12 protein-coding genes are annotated in these 18,657 nt (G+C 36.0%); 4 read left to right on the plus strand and 8 right to left on the minus strand.

The window, feature by feature from the left end:
* Positions 1–367 precede the first annotated feature (367 nt).
* From hepC to FEM21_RS06380, 6 genes are all read right to left on the minus strand, one after another.
* A complete protein-coding gene (hepC, locus tag FEM21_RS06355) occupies positions 368–2,344 on the minus strand; it encodes a heparin-sulfate lyase HepC (RefSeq protein WP_035658946.1) in 1,977 nt (658 codons plus the stop codon).
* Positions 2,345–2,464: 120 nt separating this feature from the next.
* Entirely contained in the window at positions 2,465–7,171 is a 4,707-nt protein-coding gene (locus FEM21_RS16170; protein WP_051627509.1) for a chondroitinase family polysaccharide lyase, read from the minus strand.
* A 272-nt stretch (positions 7,172–7,443) separates the two neighbouring features.
* Complete coding sequence (locus FEM21_RS06365; RefSeq protein WP_035658947.1) at positions 7,444–8,670, minus strand: glycoside hydrolase family 88 protein; 1,227 nt, start codon at positions 8,668–8,670, stop codon at positions 7,444–7,446.
* A 641-nt stretch (positions 8,671–9,311) separates the two neighbouring features.
* Positions 9,312–10,418: an alkene reductase gene (locus FEM21_RS06370; protein WP_035658949.1), complete on the minus strand. Its 1,107-nt coding sequence runs from the start codon at positions 10,416–10,418 to the stop codon at positions 9,312–9,314.
* Between the two features lie 10 nt (positions 10,419–10,428).
* The gene (locus FEM21_RS06375; protein WP_035658950.1) at positions 10,429–11,442 is read right to left on the minus strand and encodes a zinc-binding alcohol dehydrogenase family protein; all 1,014 of its coding nucleotides are present in this window, start codon (positions 11,440–11,442) and stop codon (positions 10,429–10,431) included.
* An 11-nt stretch (positions 11,443–11,453) separates the two neighbouring features.
* Positions 11,454–12,407: a polysaccharide deacetylase family protein gene (locus FEM21_RS06380; protein WP_035658952.1), complete on the minus strand. Its 954-nt coding sequence runs from the start codon at positions 12,405–12,407 to the stop codon at positions 11,454–11,456.
* A gap of 117 nt (positions 12,408–12,524) precedes the next feature.
* Between FEM21_RS06380 and FEM21_RS06385 the strand changes: the two genes are divergently transcribed.
* The gene (locus FEM21_RS06385; RefSeq protein WP_035658954.1) at positions 12,525–13,382 is read left to right on the plus strand and encodes an AraC family transcriptional regulator; all 858 of its coding nucleotides are present in this window, start codon (positions 12,525–12,527) and stop codon (positions 13,380–13,382) included.
* Positions 13,383–13,422: 40 nt separating this feature from the next.
* On the opposite strand, the gene FEM21_RS06390 is transcribed toward FEM21_RS06385, so the two are convergent.
* Both FEM21_RS06390 and FEM21_RS06395 read right to left on the minus strand, forming a co-directional pair.
* On the minus strand, positions 13,423–13,941 hold the full coding sequence (locus FEM21_RS06390) for a transposase (protein ID WP_035658955.1): 519 nt from the start codon (positions 13,939–13,941) through the stop codon (positions 13,423–13,425).
* 538 nt (positions 13,942–14,479) lie between these two features.
* Entirely contained in the window at positions 14,480–15,376 is an 897-nt protein-coding gene (locus tag FEM21_RS06395) for a helix-turn-helix domain-containing protein (protein WP_035658957.1), read from the minus strand.
* Positions 15,377–15,546: 170 nt separating this feature from the next.
* On the opposite strand from FEM21_RS06395, the gene FEM21_RS06400 reads away from it, so the two are divergent.
* From FEM21_RS06400 to FEM21_RS16695, 3 genes are all read left to right on the plus strand, one after another.
* Positions 15,547–16,398, plus strand: a complete 852-nt coding sequence (locus FEM21_RS06400; RefSeq protein WP_035658959.1) for an aldo/keto reductase — start codon at positions 15,547–15,549, stop codon at positions 16,396–16,398.
* A 19-nt stretch (positions 16,399–16,417) separates the two neighbouring features.
* Positions 16,418–17,569, plus strand: coding sequence for an aldo/keto reductase (locus FEM21_RS06405; protein ID WP_035658960.1), 1,152 nt, complete (start codon positions 16,418–16,420; stop codon positions 17,567–17,569).
* Between the two features lie 87 nt (positions 17,570–17,656).
* Complete coding sequence (locus tag FEM21_RS16695; protein WP_236353546.1) at positions 17,657–18,616, plus strand: carboxylesterase/lipase family protein; 960 nt, start codon at positions 17,657–17,659, stop codon at positions 18,614–18,616.
* Positions 18,617–18,657 lie beyond the last annotated feature (41 nt).

The following is an 18,657-nucleotide window of genomic DNA, read 5'->3' on the forward strand; positions in this document are numbered from 1 at the left end:
GATGGTGGTAATTAGTTAAATGTACGTTTTTGATAAATATTCTATTGTAATATTTCAAAGAATGATTTGTCAATTTTTTTGTTTTGTAAATTGTTGTAACTCATTGTTTTTCTGTCATAAATTTTAGGTTTTGGTTTTTTTTATACTAAACAAATTTAGAAATCAACTATTTACAAGGGTTTTGAAAATATCCAAAATACTATTGAATTTGATTAAAAAGCCGTTTAATTATCTAAAATCTAGTATTAAACTTAATAAAACCAGTGTTTTTTTTCTGATAGCTTTAGATAATAGTTAAAAGCTGTGTGAATTCTTTATGAGTTGTTTTGAAGTGGGATAATTTACCCGAGAAAATTATATAAGTTTTCTACAAATTGGTTTTTACTTTAGTTTTTTGACCGTCAATGGTTAGTGTCAGGTTAATATTTCCTTTTTCAAAATCGTTTCCTGAATTTTCTTTTATCGAAATTTTGGGTGCTATTGTGCCTTCATAAGGATATAGAATACTAATAAATTGTTGGGTTTGATTATTAGATTTAGGTTTTTCAAACGCAAATGCAGGTCTGTTTAATTCTTTCATGTATTGGTAAGACACCTTACTTTCCTCTTCAATTAATTTTATATTGTCGGTATTAAGTGATTGAATCAAGAGATTGTTTCCATCTGCAAATGTAGTGTAGACTCTTTTTTCCTTTTGATCAAAAACGGGTTTGCTGTCTTCAATTAATGGAAAATGTACTCCCAATTGTCCGGTAGCGTTGCCAATGGCTTTATCAATGATTAGGAAATATTTTTGATTGATAAAGAGCACACTTCGTTGATGATTTAAACCATCGTAACTAGGATTAGTATAAGTAAGAATATCTAAGTCTTTTCCTGTTTGCCATTTATTCAATTTAGCATCGGTAATAACCATATTTTTGTTATCAAGAGTAAGCGTACTGTGTAACTTGGTTTGACGATACCATTCTCTCATTTGATTAATGGCTGCATCACCACTATAAACATAAGCCCCTGCATCTGGAGTAAAATTTCTGCCTTTTACCCAAAGTTCAAATGTACCATTATCAGGTTGAGCATGGAATTTTCCCGGAGGACTAGCTTTTAAAAGCATTACAGTAGCTTTTTGATCCCATCCGTTTCTGAAAGTATAAAATCCTGAATTTTTTGAGGCATTTGATAAATAATCAGCTATGTTACCTTGTTTGCCATCTGTAGCAAAATATTTGATAAGTTGATTGTCAGGGAATGTTTTTGACCAATTTTGAAAACGTTTTATTCTTACTTGTTTTTCAACAATCCAAGAATCTCCGAACATAGGTGTACGGTAGTCCGGAAATGAGCTGTTTGCTGTTGCAACAACCATATTCTCTATTGTTTTAATGTAACTCTCCGGAAATTCGCTTGCTAGTCCGCTCAATTTTGCCGATTGATAAGCTCTAAGAAAAATATCGATAGTTGCTACCTGATAAGCTGGAGAAAGTTCCCACTGGATACCGTCAGCATATACCTGTTTAATAATTTCTCTGTTAAGAACTTCGATGCCACTTTTGCGCCAGTCATCGGCTGATTTTAGTTCAGGAAAAAAAGCACCTGCACCCAGTAAATGTTCCGCTTCAAATAGTAAATGGTTGCCTTCAGCACTATAATTTTTAGGTATGTAATCTGCCTGTTGAGCATAACAGTTTAGGAAATCCAATAAAAAGTCAGGAGTAAAGTTTGGAGAATTAACAAAAAGATTAAAAGTACCTGGCAAATTTTCCAGTCTGCTGGAAACTTCAAGAGGTCTCCAGGCATAACGGTCGTTTTCTTTTGATAAACCTAGAGCATTTTTTTTAGCCCAATCTCTGAATTGAAAAATCCATTCTTTAGCATATTTTTCATCTCCACTACTGCGATAGGCCATTCCCATTGGTTGCCACCAGGTTACACGGTGTAATTGCCAACGAACTTCATTGTCCTTAACAGGCCAAAATTCCCAGTTGATATCTTTTCCATAATCGTAATAACCATAACCTTTTTGAGGTTGGAATTGGTGTAATAAAGCATTGTCAGCTTTTAATTGATTTGCTTTTCCAATGTCTTTTCCTCTAAAACGGGCTTCATCACCAGTGTTGAAATCAGGGTGTTTAATGTTTTTGCGATTGCGGTAATAATTTAGTAATTCATTGGCAGCTTCATTATATTTAGCAGCGGTAAAAAGTGTATTTACTTTTTCCAGTCCGGGGTAGGAAAGATTAATGTTGTTGAAACTGGTCTTAGTAATAGGTTTTTCTTGTGCATTGGATAGGAATACTATCAATAGCAGAAAAGAAAATAGGGTTGTTGTTTTTAGATTTTTCATTTAATTGTAATTATAATAGTTCTATTTCTTTAAATAAAATAAGTAAGTAAGAAGTTGTCCTGATAGAAGACAACTTCTCACCGTTTTACTATTGGTTCATTAAGTTAATTAAAAGTCCAATTATTGTTTGATTAACTTAACTGTTTGTTTATTCTTACCTTGGGTTATTTCAACAAGGTATATTCCTTTTGTCAAATTATTTCCAACTGTTATTGTTTTTCCTGGATTTGCTTCTAAAAATTTAACTCTTCTTCCTGAAATGTCAAATACACTTACAGAAATAGTTTCTACAGCGTTGCCTGTTACATTTATTTTGAATTCTGTTTCTGATAGAGTTGGAGCAACAGTTACTATAAACTCATTGATTTGTTGTTTACCATTTATGATTTTTTGGTTATTCAAAGTGGTTTTGTTTTCGCAGCTGCCTAGCGAGCACCCATGAGCAATATGACTTGAAACAGCGTTTTTAGAAATACAAAGACTATTAGTATTGTGACATATTTTTACTTTTCCATTACCACATTGAACATCGATTACTGTGATTTGTTTTGTTGTAGTGAATGAACATCCCATAGCATCGGTAATTGTTACCGAATAATTGTGTATTCCTGGCGTTGATGGATTCACAATAGTGCTACTAGTTGTGGCACCATTGCTCCAAGAATAGTTATAAGGAGGTGTTCCGTTTGTAGCCGTTGCACTCAGTGTAACAGAAGAAGGACCATAGCCTAAATAAATGGTATTAACATTACCTCCGGGATTTACGGCATAAACATCCGGAATATTTGCAGAGATTAGACTGTTAATTGTTACGGCTGTTGTACCTGTACTAGTATTTCCAGTAGTATCAATGACTGTCCATTCTATCGTTGAGGTACCCACATTGAAACTACCACTGGCATCCAATCCATTTCCGCTTCTTGTTGTAGCTCCTGTAATTTGATAAGTGCTATTTTCAATAGTGCAATTATCGGTTGCTATTGCTGCTGGAATATTATAATTACCACTTGGGTCGTTGCAAAATGAAACACTAGTAGTGGAGTTTACTGTTGGAGCTTCTATATCAGTAACAGTAACAATTTGTGTAGTTGTAACTATATTATTACTGTCATCAGTAGCCGTCCATGTTACTGTTGTATTACCAGGAGGAAACAAAGAAGGGGCGTCGTTAGTAATACTTGTTACAGTGCAATTATCAGTAACAGTTGGCGGTGTTAATGACACAACAGCACCACACTGATTTGGATCATTATTTACCGTTATTGTAGTTGGTACCGCCAAAACAGGTTTTTCTGTATCAATAACTGTTATGGTAAAGGAACTAGTAGTACTGATGCAATCATTAATTGCTGTCCAAGTAACCGTTGTTACTCCTTTATTTAATATTTGGTTCGCTAGTGATCCATTGCCAGTTGCTACAGTAGCTCCACTTAAGGTATAACTAAGTGATGAGGTTCCGCAATTGCCAGTAGCGTTTACATCAAACTCATTCGCTTGAACAGTATAAGTACAAACACCAGGATTAGTATTAATTGTAGTATCATTTTTTTTATTGTTGATATTAACTAATGCTTTTACTAATTCGGTTTCTACTGTTAACCCATTTTCTGTACTAAAGGAAATGTAGGTATTATCACCACTAATAGTAGCAGTTACATTGTTTGCAGGAGATGATAAAAGCCATTTACCATCAAGAGTTACTGTTACAACATCTATAGGTGAAACCCTGTGATAAATAGATGGGTCGTTAGTAATTGTTCTATAGTTGTAGTTTTCTTCGGGAGCTAATAGCCCAAGAGGATTGGTAAGGCTAATTTTCAGTTTGCTCCCTGCTTCGGTTTGCTGGGTCATCACTACGGCAGGTTTATCTACACTTTTAACTACATCAAAGCTGAATGTACTTGCAGGATTGAAGATTGAATAAGCATAAACACTATCAGGTACATGTTTTGCCACATGCGCCAAGCTATTTTGTTGTAACACATTAAAATAATTAGAAAAATTGTTAGCTAATTCACTTGTGCCTGTTTGTCCGCCCTGTATTACCACTGCATAGCGATATGAAGATGAAGCTGGTGCTGTCCCGTGGTTAATATAAGCGGTGGCAAAATTGCCTGTTCCGGGTATTAAACCAGTGCTGTTTTGTGAAGTTTGCTCGGCTCTTTGAATCGTAATGATGTTATTGTTTGATGAAGTTGTTGCCTCTACAACATATCCGTTACCTACTGCGTCCGTGGTCCATACAGCACCTCCTGTTTGTGTAAAGTTGTAAGCGGTACCAGTTACAGCATTTCCATTTACATAGGTAGGGGTAGTAGTCGTTGGTAAGGCTGTTTGAAACAAAGTGGTGTGAATAGGATTAGTTCCGTTTACATCTTTGATGTTGGAACCCAAACAAAGAATTTTATCTCCGAAAAAGAAATTAGTTTTTAGAGCCACCATGTTGGTAGTTGCGTTTGCATCTTTATAATCCATAGAAAACACACCATTGTCGCCCAGTGAAGCATGCGCCAGGAATTGTCTGCCACTATACAATCTCATTTTGGTAGGAAGCGAAGTTAAAGGAAGATAAGCAACTGTAGTTCCCGCAAGGTGAGACCAATCCCAACCCGTTTCAGTAAGTCCGTTAGCTAATCGATTTACGGGATTTCCTTGTGTCAATATTTCCATGGCACCTGCAGAAAAATAGCGACCATAAATATTTTCGTTGTCACCATTTTCAAAGTGCCAAATATGTTTACTGGTTCCTTTTGTACTAACTTGCCAACCATTGTGTTTATGTATATTAAGTCCTGCATAAGGAAATGTAAAATGTCCTTGTTGCAGTTTCACGGCAGGAGTAATGTTGGCATTTAAGATTTGTGTCATGTCCTGCATACCGCCAAGGGTATTCACTAAGTTGATACTAACAGTATTAGCTCTTTGTAATGAAGTGTTGGCAGATGGTAAGAGGTTCCATAGCCGCATGAACTCTTGTCCTGCATCATTATTGCTAATTGGATCAGCTTGGTAAAGATAGGCCAGTGCGGGTCTAAGATCGTTAAAGGCATCTGTATTACCAGGAAACCTTCCGGCTAGAGCAGTAGGCATTTCAAAGTCATTACAAAATTTACGGTAAGCCATCACAGCATTTTTCAGGTTGCTTTGAGCTGTTGTATTGAGTTCAAAATCAGTGTTTTTGAGTATCAAGTTGAGAATAGAGGCTTGATGAAGTGCATCTATCCCATAGGAATTAGAATAAGCACCCTGATGATGAAAAGTTATGAAATCAGGCTTGATGAATTCAGCCCAACCATTACTTATTTGTAGGGCATTGTCAATAAAACGTTTTAAAAAATCCATATTATCAGCCCTAGTGTTATTGTTTTCATCCTGAGCAAGCACATAGCATAATCGTTGCTGGATAGATGATCGTACTACATCGGCATTATAACCAGGATAAGTAAAATTAAAATAAGGATATTCAGGAGAGATAAAGAAAGTAAGTCCGTTTAATGCTCCTAAATGATTAGCAAATTCGCCTGCAGCTACCAGTTCTTCTTTCATCAGAAAAATAGAAGTAGCATAAGCCGAAGAACGCAATGCAATACCATTGGCACTAGTGGCTACCATCTCGCTGGAGGAATGTTCTTCGTAAGCAAAATCAGCATTAGGATTTACACCTTTTGCTTTCAGGTAGTTGAAGATTTTAAGAATATTCTCTTTTACAGCAGGGCTATGATAGTTGGGATTCGGATTCGAAGATGGTCCTTTTATTTGGTATAAAAAAACCAGTCTGATCAATTTTTGTTCTACTAATGTTGCATAAGCATTTTGATTAGCAGTAATATTGAAATCCCAAATAGGACCAGGATTTATAAAATCATAAGAAGATAAATCCATTGCTCCGAGTCCCGAAGAAAGAAAACGATTATAGCGTTCTATAATCTGGCTTTTTGAGTAATCAACATTTTCGCCGGTGAGCCAGTCACGGTACTTAGTACTAAGATTGTTTATGGCTGATTGATTTGTAGTGTTTTGCGCTAAAAAATTACTATAAGTAATATCGTCCAGATACACGACTGGCGCAGATGTGCCAACACCAATATTAAGTAAATTCATCCCATTAATAACAGTTCCTTGTGGTAATGTTCCATTAGGGTCGGCATTGGTTAGAATTTTGGTATTGTCTAACCAAATGTCAAAAGTACCTGCTGCTAAGTTGTACACAACACTATTATTTGTATAAGAGGTATTGATTGTACCATTGTTCATAAAAAACTTCAGCGTGTAAGCCTGATTTTTATTAATTGTTGTTTGGGATAGTCCTGTGGTTGTATAGTTAGGACTTGTACCCGATGAAAGCCAGTCTAAATTCACAGCTGATGACGTAGGAGTTAACCTTAGTGCGGCAAAGGTTTGACTTACGTTGATTCCGTTGCCACTTGTAAAATTACTGCCATTACCAAAGTATAATAAGAATCTACCATTGGTTCCTGAACTAATGTTTATTTTACATTCAAAAGTAGCTGTTGTAGTTCCGGTAAAAGGAGCCAGACCAAATTTGGCTCCTGTTGTGGTTGTGCCGCCTGTCATTTTAAGTTCGGCTCCAGTGCCAGCTGCTACTCCGGCAGTTGTTAGTTCAATTGCTCCTTCCGTTGCTGATGAAGCTCTTACACCTGCATTTCCGCCACCGGACATGGCTGCGGGCAAATAAGTGGAACTATAAGTAGTGGATGTGTAAGGAGCTATAGCTGCGTTGCCAAAGTCGTACATCCAACTGGAATTTTGTGCTTTTGCTTCTAACAAAGCGAATACACAGTACAAAACAAGTAAATGTTTTTTCATAATTGGTTGGTTTTAGGATTAATAAAAAAAAGGGTAATTCTGAGTAATTAGTCCGTTATTATCCTGAACATATTTTTATAATCAAAAATGCTTTTCTTTAAATGATGGTTAATCATTTATCAAAATCAGGATATTTATTGTTTAGGTTGAGTTATTAGATTATCTTTTTTGTATCATTCATTAAAAGGTTAAGCTTTTTTAGTTTTTGGAGGATTTTACAACTCTTTTGTTATAATGTTAGGAATTGAGTTCAAAAGAGTTGCTAATCATCTTTAATTTACGGAGTAATCATTTTTAACAGCATCAATTTTTTTAATTGCGGCATATCTATTTAATGCTTCTAGATAATAATAGTCAGCATAATCTAATGGAGTATCGATTTCAGAATTGTATAGAAATGCGCCCACACTATGTTTTAAAAGGAAATAACTATTTTCACCTGGTTTAGCCAAATAAGAATCTGATGATAAGGATTTTAATATGTCTTCGGCATAATCAGCATATTTTTTTCCGTCTTTTACCTGTGTACTCAAATCCAATAAGGCAGAAGCGATAACTGCAGCAGCCGAAGCATCTCTTGGTGCACGCTCTTCAGTATCCATTGCATTGTGTACATCAAAATCCCAAACAGGCACTTTATCTTTTGGCATTCGAGGATGATTCATTATAAAAGAAGCAATATGTTCTGCCTGTTGTAAAAACTTAGGATTTTTAGTGTTTTTATAGCATAAGGTATATCCATATAAACCCCATCCTTGTCCACGAGCCCAAGAGGATTCATCAGTTAATCCCTGATGAGTAGCTTTGCGTAATACTTTGCCAGTTTTTGGATCATAATCAACTACATGGTACGAACTGTAGTTTTTTCTAAAATGATTTTTCATTGTGGTTAACGCGTGAGTATCGGCAACTTTTGAATAATCAGGTTTATTGAATTCTTGAGCTGCCCAATATAAATACTCCAGATTCATCATGTTATCTATAATAACTGGATAATGCCACCATGAAAAATCCCATGAACGAATTACACCTATTTTAGGATCAAATCGGGCAGCAAGATTGGCAGCACCATCGCTTAATGCAGGAAGATAGATTTTATCATTTGTAATTCTATAAGCATTACCATAAGAGCAATATAGCATAAAGCCAAGGTCATGAGTGTTTTTTATATAGCGGATAGAATCCAGTGCGAGAGTGAATTTCTTAGCTTCTTCGGCTAGTTTTTTGTCGCCGGTAAGTTCGTATCCATACCAAAGACTTCCAGGGAAAAAACCGGTAGTCCAATCAGTCAAGCCTGCTAAACGAACTGTTCCATCCGGATTTACCGAACGTGGATTTTTTCCAGGCTTGTAAGTTTGAGTAGCATTGTTTAATTGGTAACTAATGACTTCGGAAGCTTTTTTAAACCACTTAACAGATTCTTTGTTTTGATTGGATTGAGCATATGAGCTAAGGGTCATAGTGATGATAGCTAAAAATAAGCTAAGTCTTTTTTTCATAGTCTTGATCTTTTACGTTATAGATGTTTGTCTTCAATGTTTTGATAAAGCGAAGTTATATCTGAGTTAGAAAACACTATTTCAAATTCTATTATAAAACTTTCAAAATTGGTTAACTATGTGTAAAAGAAGATTGATTTTATTGGTTTTAATTTTATTAGCTCAAAGCCGTTTAGGTTTTGGAAACTAAGCTTTAGAAAGTAAACTTTTGGAATTTTGGATAAGTAATGAGGAAACAGAATAGTATTATAAAAAGATTTTTATGATACTATAATTAGAAAATAATTTTTCTTTTTTTAATGTAGTATGGAGAGAATATCCTGTTGCCCTATTGCGTTCTAAAACAAAGTGAGATTTCAGTAATCTATAATAAGACAAGAAAGATTTTAATTAAAATTCCTAGGTGATAAACCTAATAAATTAAAACCCCGAGAACAGTAAAATGTTATCGGAGTTTTTGTGTATAAAATTTAATTTAGCAACTAAATTATTTTAAACTTATTGGTAATAAGTAGTAAAATTAGTCTTAACGATGCCTAATTCGAACCAGGTACTAGAAGGTTTGAAATTAGATGATTGTCTTGAAATATAAAATCAACGATTGAAAGAAATATTTTTTCAAATTTATATTTTTTCTGTTCTTATTTCATCAAAGGATAATCTGTATAGCCTCTTGCTGTGCCGCCACCAAACAAAGTATGATTGTCTGAAATTTCATTTAGTATTGCATGTTGTTTTACTCTTTCAGGATAATCGGGATTGGTTAAAAATTTTCTTCCAAAACCAATTAAATCGACTAAGTTTTCTTCCAGTAACTTCTCGGCTTCATCAGGGGGTTTATTTCCGGTAGCAATTATTGTATTTTTAAAAGTATCACGCAACTGAATTCTAAAATCATTTGGAATTTGTGGTGCATCATCCCAATCGGCCTCGCAAAGATGAACATAAGCAATGTCAAGTTTATTTAACTCAGATGCTGCTAACATGATAGTCTGTAAAATTTCAGGATCATTCATATCCTTAAAGCTAATAAATGGAGATAATCGTACTCCTGTTTTTTTCTTTCCAATCGCTAATGCAACCGCTTTTGTAATTTCAACAAGCAGACGGATTCTATTTTCTTTTGTGCCTCCATAATCGTCTGTTCTTTTGTTGCTGTTGCTTCTTAAAAACTGATCAATCAAGTAGCCATTTGCACCATGAATTTCTACGCCATCAAAACCAGCTTCAATAGCATTTTTTGCACCTTGTACAAATTCTTCGATTACGGTTTGTATATCTGCTTTGCTCATTTCTCTAGGTTCTTCGACGGGTACAAAAGTAGCGTCGCCATTTGGAGCACCGTCAAAAATGTAAACACTAGTATTTTGAGCGATTAAAGCTGAAGGTGCAATAGGCTGTAATCCGTTTACTTTTGAACTGCTCACTCTGCCTACATGCCACAATTGCAAAAATATCTTTCCGCCTTTTTCATGAACGGCATCCGTAGTTAATTTCCAACCTTCGATTTGCTCTTGACTATAAATTCCTGGCGTATTTGCGTAGCCCTTTCCTTGTATCGAAACTTGAGTTGCTTCAGTGATGATGATTCCCGCTGAGGCTCTTTGTCCGTAATATTCTGCCATTAAAGCATTCGGAATATCACCATGTTGTGAAGCTCTTGAACGGGTCATTGGAGCCATTAAAAAACGATTTTTTAATTCGATTCCGTTTAATTTATATATTGAAAATAATTTATCTAAACTCATTTTTATTTATTTAAAAAGTGATAGCAATTTTACCAATTGTTTTTCCTGATTCTAAAAGCTGATGTGCTTTTTTAAAGTTTTCGGCATTGAATCCTGTAAATGCTTCTTCAAGCGTTGTTTTGATTGTTCCGTTATCTAATAAATCGGCAATTTTATTCAGGATATGGTGTTGCTCAATCATATCTTCTGTCTGAAACATCGAACGTGTAAACATTAATTCCCAATGAAAACTCACACTTTTACCCTTTAATTGTCGAATATTTACGCTTTCAACCGGATCACTAATCGAGCCGATATGTCCTTGTGGTTTTATCAATTCTACAAAAGCAGACCAATATTGGTTTACATCAACAAAATCTACAATATAATCAACCTGCTGAAATCCAATAGCACGAACTTCGTCGATTAAATTTTTATGCTTCACAACAAAATCAGCTCCCTGTTGCTTACACCATTCCGTAGATTCCGGACGTGAAGCTGTCGCAATTACAGTTAAGTTCGCCACTTTTTTGGCAAGCTGAATTGCAATAGACCCAACTCCGCCAGCACCACCAATAATCAAAATAGTTTTGCCTTTATCTTTTTCGGGATTAATTCTAATTCGGTCAAATAATATTTCCCAAGCTGTTAAACTTGTTAAAGGCATTACGGCAGCTTCTTTCGCCTGGAGTGATTTTGGTTTTCTTCCAACAATTCGTTCGTCAACAATTTGATATTCTGCGTTACTGCCTGATTTGGTAATATCTCCCGCATAAAAAACTTCGTCTCCTACTTTAAACCGATTTACTTTTTCGCCTATAGCCTCTACAATTCCTACGGCATCCCATCCAATAATTTTTGGTGTTTCCAGAACATTGTTTTTTGCAGCGCTCTGACGAATTTTGTAGTCTACTGGATTTACCGATACTGCTTGAATTTTTACTAATAAATCATTTGCTCCTGGTATTGGTTTTACTGTTTCAAATTCAATAAAACTATCTTGATCTTCAATTGGCAATGACTTTTTAAAACCTATTGCTTTCATAATTATTTATTTTATTTATTATACTTTTCTTCTGAATTATCTATCGGAGTTTTCGGATCATTGATTACCATTTTCGCGATATCATCTTTACGCATATACACAACTCCGGTTTTGGTTTTGGTATATTTTATAAATTGTTCCATAGCGTTCATCATTGCCGGAGTTCCCCCAATTCTATCGTGAAAACTGATGCTCATCATTCTGCGTTTTGTTGCTCCTTCTGCATACAATTGGTCAAATTCCATTTTTAATTGTGCTAAAAACTGATCAGGACTCCAGTGTTTTCCTTCCACATTTACAATATCATTATTGCGAAGCGTGTAAGGGACAATTACAAAGTTTTTTCCCCGTACTTTAGTAATAAACGGCTCATCGTGACTCAAATCATCGATATGATACATATAGCCCAAATCTTGTAATACTTTCAATGTATTTGGACTTCTGCGTAACCAGTTGCAATTGTATCCAACAGCAGGTTGTCCTGTTATAGCAGCCACAGCATCAGTTCCTTTCTTGACAAATTCTAATTCTTTTTCATAGCTCATATCCCATTGGTTTCCCCAAGCATAACCATGTCCAGCAATTTCGTGTCCGCCGTCTGCAATAGCTTTTGCCACTTCTGGATATTTTATAGCTGCTTCACCAACTACGTGCGAAGTGACTTTGATATCGTATTTTTTCCAAAGATCTAACATTCTATAAATTCCTTCTTTGGCTCCATAACGGTACCAGCTTTCAGCAGGCAAATCAGGATTGCCTTTTGGTAATGCCGGGCTAAAGGGGCTTTCAGCTCCTTCTGGCTGTCCGCCCGTTTCAAATTGCATCGAAACCGAAATAACCAATTGTGCTCCCTTAGGCCAGTTTTTAGTTTCTTTAGCTAATTTATTTTGTGCTGAAGTACTGAATGCTGAAATTAATAAAATCATTAATAATAAAGAAGTCAGCTTTGTAATATATTGTCTCATAACATCTGTTTTTAATTAGTTTAAAATTTATACTGCAAAGATATAGGGCGCATCAGTGAATTAATTTGTACAAATTCATTGTATATTTGTAAATATCCATCAATAAAAGAAACTACGATGCAACGATTTAATAGTTTTCATTCCATTAACGTATTTTCACTGGAATTAGACACTTGGATCTATGAATTGCACAAGCATAATTTCTACGAGTTAATCTTTATTGAAGAAGGAAAAGGAAAACATCTGCTCAACGAAATCTCTTTCACTTATCAAAAAGGAGATGTTTTTCTGCTGACTCCAGACGATGCTCATGAATTTATCATTGAAGAAAAAACGATTTTTACTTATGTAAAATTTACAGAGCAGGTTTTTATCGAAAAATTAAGCCAGAATAAAAAGACTCAATGGGAAGAATCGCTGAAGAATGTCCTGACCATGAATGAATTTAATATTGGAAGCATCATTATGAATCAACAGGATAATGATAATTTATTTTTGATTTTAAGGGTTCTTAAATCTGAATTTACAGCTAAAAAAACATTTGGGAACGAAGCCGTGATGGAGCTTTTTGGTGCACTTATGACAATTATAACTCGGAATTTAAACGAAAGTAAAAATGTGCAGAACAGGTTTTCACAAGACATAGAAAAACTTAATAATATCTTGACGTATTTACGGATTAATGCTTTGGATAATAATAAAATGAAGGTAGAAAATATTGCACAACGCTTTTTAATGTCTCCCAACTATATAAGCATTTACATAAAAAAACATACAGGAATATCTTTGCAGCATCACATCATTCAGCTAAAACTTAAAACTGCCGAAAAATTACTAATGCAGCAAAGATTTAATATTAATGAAATTGCCTTAAAATTAGGGTTTAATGATGCTAGCCATTTTAATAAAATTTTTAAAAAATACAAATTGGTAAGTCCAAGGGAGTTTATCGAAAATCAGCTTAAAAAAAATTGATTTGATTGTAATTGCTGGCGTAACGAATTACCAATTGTTGTTAACTTATTTTAGGACTATACACTTTGACTTCTCCAGTATCATTATCAATAATAGAGAGTGTTTTACCTGCATAATCCACATACATTTTATCTCCTGCTTTGTGGTTCATATGCATTACCGGATTGACTCGTTTACTCCATTCTTTGTAATGATGAGCAAATTGAGAACTCCTGTAACCATCAGGGTTTATAGCAATATATTGTTCCCACATATGTTGTATGGTAACGCCAACTTTTTTTAGTTCACGCTCCATTTTAGGAAAAAAATTATGAAGTGTCTGTAATTTGAGATTAATTGATTCAACTGTAGTCTGCGAAAACATAAGTTCTAGTTCCGCATCTGTTCTTTTATCAATTAATTCAAGACTTAATCCCAGAACTTCAAATAAAGAGAGATACTTCTTTACCGTATTCCTGGAAAGGGATAAGTAGCTACTTATAAACAACTTACTCTTTCCGTCACAATAGAATTTAATTACTTTTCTAATTTTACTCATGTCTGTTATTTTGTTTGCCATAATCCGCTTTTTTTTGGCGAATGTATGGTTCTAACAGAATGAAAAAGTTGGTAGTTTTTAATAATTAATTTACCCCAAAATCAGGTGGTCAGTTTACTCCGGAAAGACTGGTCAATTTATACTGGAAACTGGTGGTCAATTTGACCGTTTTTTCCACTATGATAACGGGACTTAAGATAAAATTTTGTGGCACAATTTTAAAATCTCACGCTGTGCCACGAATGCGCCATAAAGATTTTGCGTGATTTTATAAATATTGAAAAGTGGTATAAAAGAAAAAAACCAGCAAATCAAACGATTTGCTGGGTTTACCGCTTTTTTAGGCTTTTTTGAAAACTTTGAAAAGCCTCTTTTTTAGCCCTGAGCGGGGAAAGAGGTACCGAAAACCGTATATAGATCCCAGCAATTACTGGCATTTTTAGCATTTTTTTAAACTTGGTACACCCATAGGTACAGTACAAATTTAACTCTCAATAGTTGATTGTAAAATTAAAAAAAAAATGTGAGATTAATCAATAAATGTCTTTTAGTTAATATTTTAATTCAAAATTCGATACTCATTAGGTGTGTTTCCAACATGCTGTTTGAAAAATCGCGTAAAGTGCTGAGGGTACTTAAAACCAAGCTCATACGCAACTTCATTGATTGTTTTTGTCGAATCGAATATTTTATTTTTAGCTGTATCAATAATTTTATTCTGAATGTACTCCTGAGCAGATTTTCCTGTTTCTTTTTTTATCAGATCACCAAAATAGTTGGGAGAAAGATTTAGTTCGCCCGCAAAATAAGCGACAGATGGAAGTCCTAACAAGTTAGGTTTGTCTGAAGAAAAATAGCTGTTCAGCTGTTCTTCAAATTTTTCCATAATTCCTTTGTTTTCATTATCTCTGGTAATAAACTGGCGGTCGTAGAATCTTTCGCAGTAATTTAAAAACAGCTCAATATTGGATGCAATCAGTTTTTTGCTGTGTTTGTCTATAGACTGTTTCAGCTCCGATTCAATCTTATTGAAACAGTCAAAAACCAATTGTTTTTCTTTTTCAGACAAGTGAAGCGCTTCACTTGTGCTGTAGCTGAAAAAGTTATAGTCATTAATGAGATTTGCAAGCGAAGTGCCACGGATCAGATCAGGGTGGAAAATCAGTCCGTGACCTACCGGCTGGTAAAAATCTACTTTGTTTTCAACGTCTATAATTTGGCCAGGAGCAATGAATACTAAAGTGCCTTCCTGATAGTCATAATAATTGCGACCGTATTTCAGGTCTCCGCATTTGACGTCTTTCAAAAAAATACAGTAAAGCCCAAAATGCATTTTAGAGCCGGTTCTCTTTTCTGCTTTTGAGAAATCAATTACACTCACTAAAGGGTGTAAAGTTTCATGATTATTAAAATCATTATACTGGCTGATCGTATCAAAATTATATGACTTTTCCATTTTTCTATTTTTTGCTACACAAATTTAATGATTAAAATGCTCCGTTGAATGCACCTGTCTTATAATCAGTAATCTTGGTAGCAGATTCAGTAATCCGTATACCAATACCCTCATATTAACTTCGGAAATTTGTAATAATAGAATTATCAAATTTTAAACACACCATTAAAATGAACAATATAAAATTAAATAACGGAATTGAAATGCCGATTCTAGGCTTTGGGGTTTTCCAAATGCAGGATATGGCAGAATGCGAGCAAGCAGTTATTGATGCGATAAATACAGGCTACAGATTAATTGATACTGCTGCATCTTACATGAATGAGCAGGCAGTTGGAAATGCAATCAAAAAAAGCGGTATCGCAAGAGAGGATCTTTTTATCACCACAAAGTTATGGGTAAGCGATGCAGGGTATGAAAACACTAAAAAGGCGTTTCAGAAATCATTAGAGCTTCTGCAGCTTGATTATCTGGATTTATATCTGATACATCAGCCTTACGGCGACATCTACGGTTCATGGCGCGCTATGCAGGAATTGTATCACGAAGGAAAAGTGAAGGCAATAGGCGTTTCGAATTTCCATCCAGACAGAGTCATGGATTTGATAGCCAATACAGGATTTACACCTGCGGTCAACCAGATTGAAACGCATCCTTTTCACCAACAAACGGACTCACAGAAATTTCTTCAAGACAATAATATACAGATTGAATCATGGGGGCCATTTGCAGAAGGAAAGAATGACATTTTCAAAAATGAACTATTGACCAAAATTGCTTCAAAATATAATAAATCGACAGCTCAGGTTATACTAAGATGGCTTACTCAAAGAGGCGTTGTGGCCATACCAAAATCGGTCCGTAAGGAAAGAATGGCAGAGAATTTCAACATTTTTGATTTTGAATTAACGCAAGTAGATATGGATTCGATACAAACGCTGGATACAAATGAAAGCCTCTTTTTTGACCACAGGGATCCTAATATGGTCAAATGGCTGAGTGAACGCAAATTAAACAGATAACCAATAAACTAAGATAAATATGGATAGAAGGTCAATATTAAAAACGGCAGGTTTAGCTTTGGCAGGAAGTGCCCTGCTTCCTTTAAGTTCATTTGCCCATTCAAATTCGGCAGATGATAGTTCAGAACAGGATGACAAATCATTATCTACTGCACCCGGAAAACGTAAATTAGGAAGTTCGCTCCAAGTTTCAAGCATTGGTATCGGCGTGCAGAATATGAGCCGCACTTATCAGACAACGATTCCATTAAGATCTGAAATGCACAATATCATCCGCACTGCTTTTGATAACGGAGTTACCTTTTTTGATGCTGCCGAAGCATATGGACCTCTAGAAGTGGAAAGAATCTTAGGCGAGGGAATAGCTTCATTCCGCAACAAAGTTACTGTAGCAACAAAATTCGGCTGGGACATTGATCCAGAGACCGGCCAATGGAAAGGCGGACTTAACAGTAAGCCTGAGCATATCAAAAAAGCCGTAGAAGGAATGCTTAAACGCCTACGCACAGACCGTATTGACTTGCTATACCAGCATAGAGTCGATCCTCAGGTTCCAATTGAAGATGTAGTTGGAGCGATTCAGGATCTTATGAAGGAAGGCAAAGTACTCAATTACGGACTTTCTGAGCCTGGTGCCCAGACATTGCGAAGAGCTCATACAGTACATCCGATCGCAGCCATACAAAATGAATATTCACTTCTTTGGAGAGGCCCTGAACAGACTATTATTCCGCTTTGCGAAGAGCTGGGTATTGGATTTGTGCCATGGAGTCCGCTTGGAGTTGGATTCCTGACTGGAGCCATTGATGCCAATACACATTATGCACAAGGGGATATCCGAGGGGGAGAGTCAAGATTCTCGGCTGATAATATTAAAAACAATCTTGCGCTTGTAGAGATTTTGAAAAAATGGGCAATTAAAAAAGAGGCTACTCCAGGACAGATATCTCTGGCATGGCTGCTGGCTAAGAAACCTTTCATTGTTCCGATTCCCGGAACAACACAGATGGCGCACATGAAAGAAAATACGGGAGCTGCCAGCATTAAATTCAGTGCAGGCGAACTGGATGAGTTTAACAGGGAAGTGGATGCTATTAAGATTATGGGGGAAAGACTTCCTGCGGGAGTACTGGCTTTGTCGGGAGTGGAAGCTCCAGAAAAAAAGATGTAATAAAGAAGTCTTAATCACTAGTTCCATCATAATACAAGACATCATATGAAGAATATTTTTTTATCCGCACTCGCATTTATTTTTACGGTGTGTCTTCAGGCCCAGCAGGAAACAGCACAGAACAATTCTCCTGAAGTCAGTTTTGATTCAGGAACTGTTCGAGGGGCAATTGAAAATAATACCGCTGTCTTTAGAGGAATACCATATGCAGCGCCTCCAGTAGGAGAATTTAGATGGAGACCTCCACAGCCTGTTTTGGCATGGAGGGGAGTCCGCGATGCATCAAAGCCCTGTGCTGAATGTCCGCAGGCGGGGTGGCCACACGGTTCAGGAATGTCTAAAACGGCTTCTGAAGACTGTCTGTTTTTAAATATATGGAAACCAATTGGTGCAGATAAAAAAGCTAATATGCCTGTAATGGTCTGGATTCATGGCGGAGGTTTTGTTGCAGGAAGCGGAGCAGGCGGAGATTTTACCGGTGCTGCTTTTGCAAAACAGAACGTCATACTGGTTTCAATAAATTATCGGCTTGGGCGTTTGGGATTCTTTGCTTTTCCAGCCTTAAGCAGTGAAAATGCAAAAGAGTTTAAAGGAAATTATGCTTATATAGATCAGATTGCGGCCTTGAAATGGGTGCAGAAAAATATAGCAGCGTTTGGAGGCGATCCTAAAAACGTAACCATATTCGGTGAATCAGCGGGAGGAGTGTCCGTGCATTCGCTGCTTACAATCCCCTCAGCAAAAGGACTTTTCCAAAAAGCAATAATAGAATCGGGAGGAGGACGTGACGGTGTGTTGACCGGCAGGCCAATCAGTAAGGAAAATGCAAATAAGCATTATCCTGTTTCAGCTGAAAGTATCGGAGTGAATTTTGCAAAACGCTACAATATTGAAGGAACGGATGCCGAGGCCTTAAAAAAACTTAGAGCACTTACGGCTGAGAAAATTGTGGATGGAGGACAGGAAACTGCAGGAGCCGGCGGACCATCAATCTATTCGGGACCAATTCTTGACGGCCGATTAGTGACCCAAAGCGCTGAAAGCTAGTATATTGCTGGAGACCAGCCTTCAGTTCCCCTGATTATCGG

It is taken from the genome of Flavobacterium seoulense (assembly GCF_000695795.1).
In the GTDB taxonomy this organism is placed as follows: domain Bacteria; phylum Bacteroidota; class Bacteroidia; order Flavobacteriales; family Flavobacteriaceae; genus Flavobacterium; species Flavobacterium seoulense.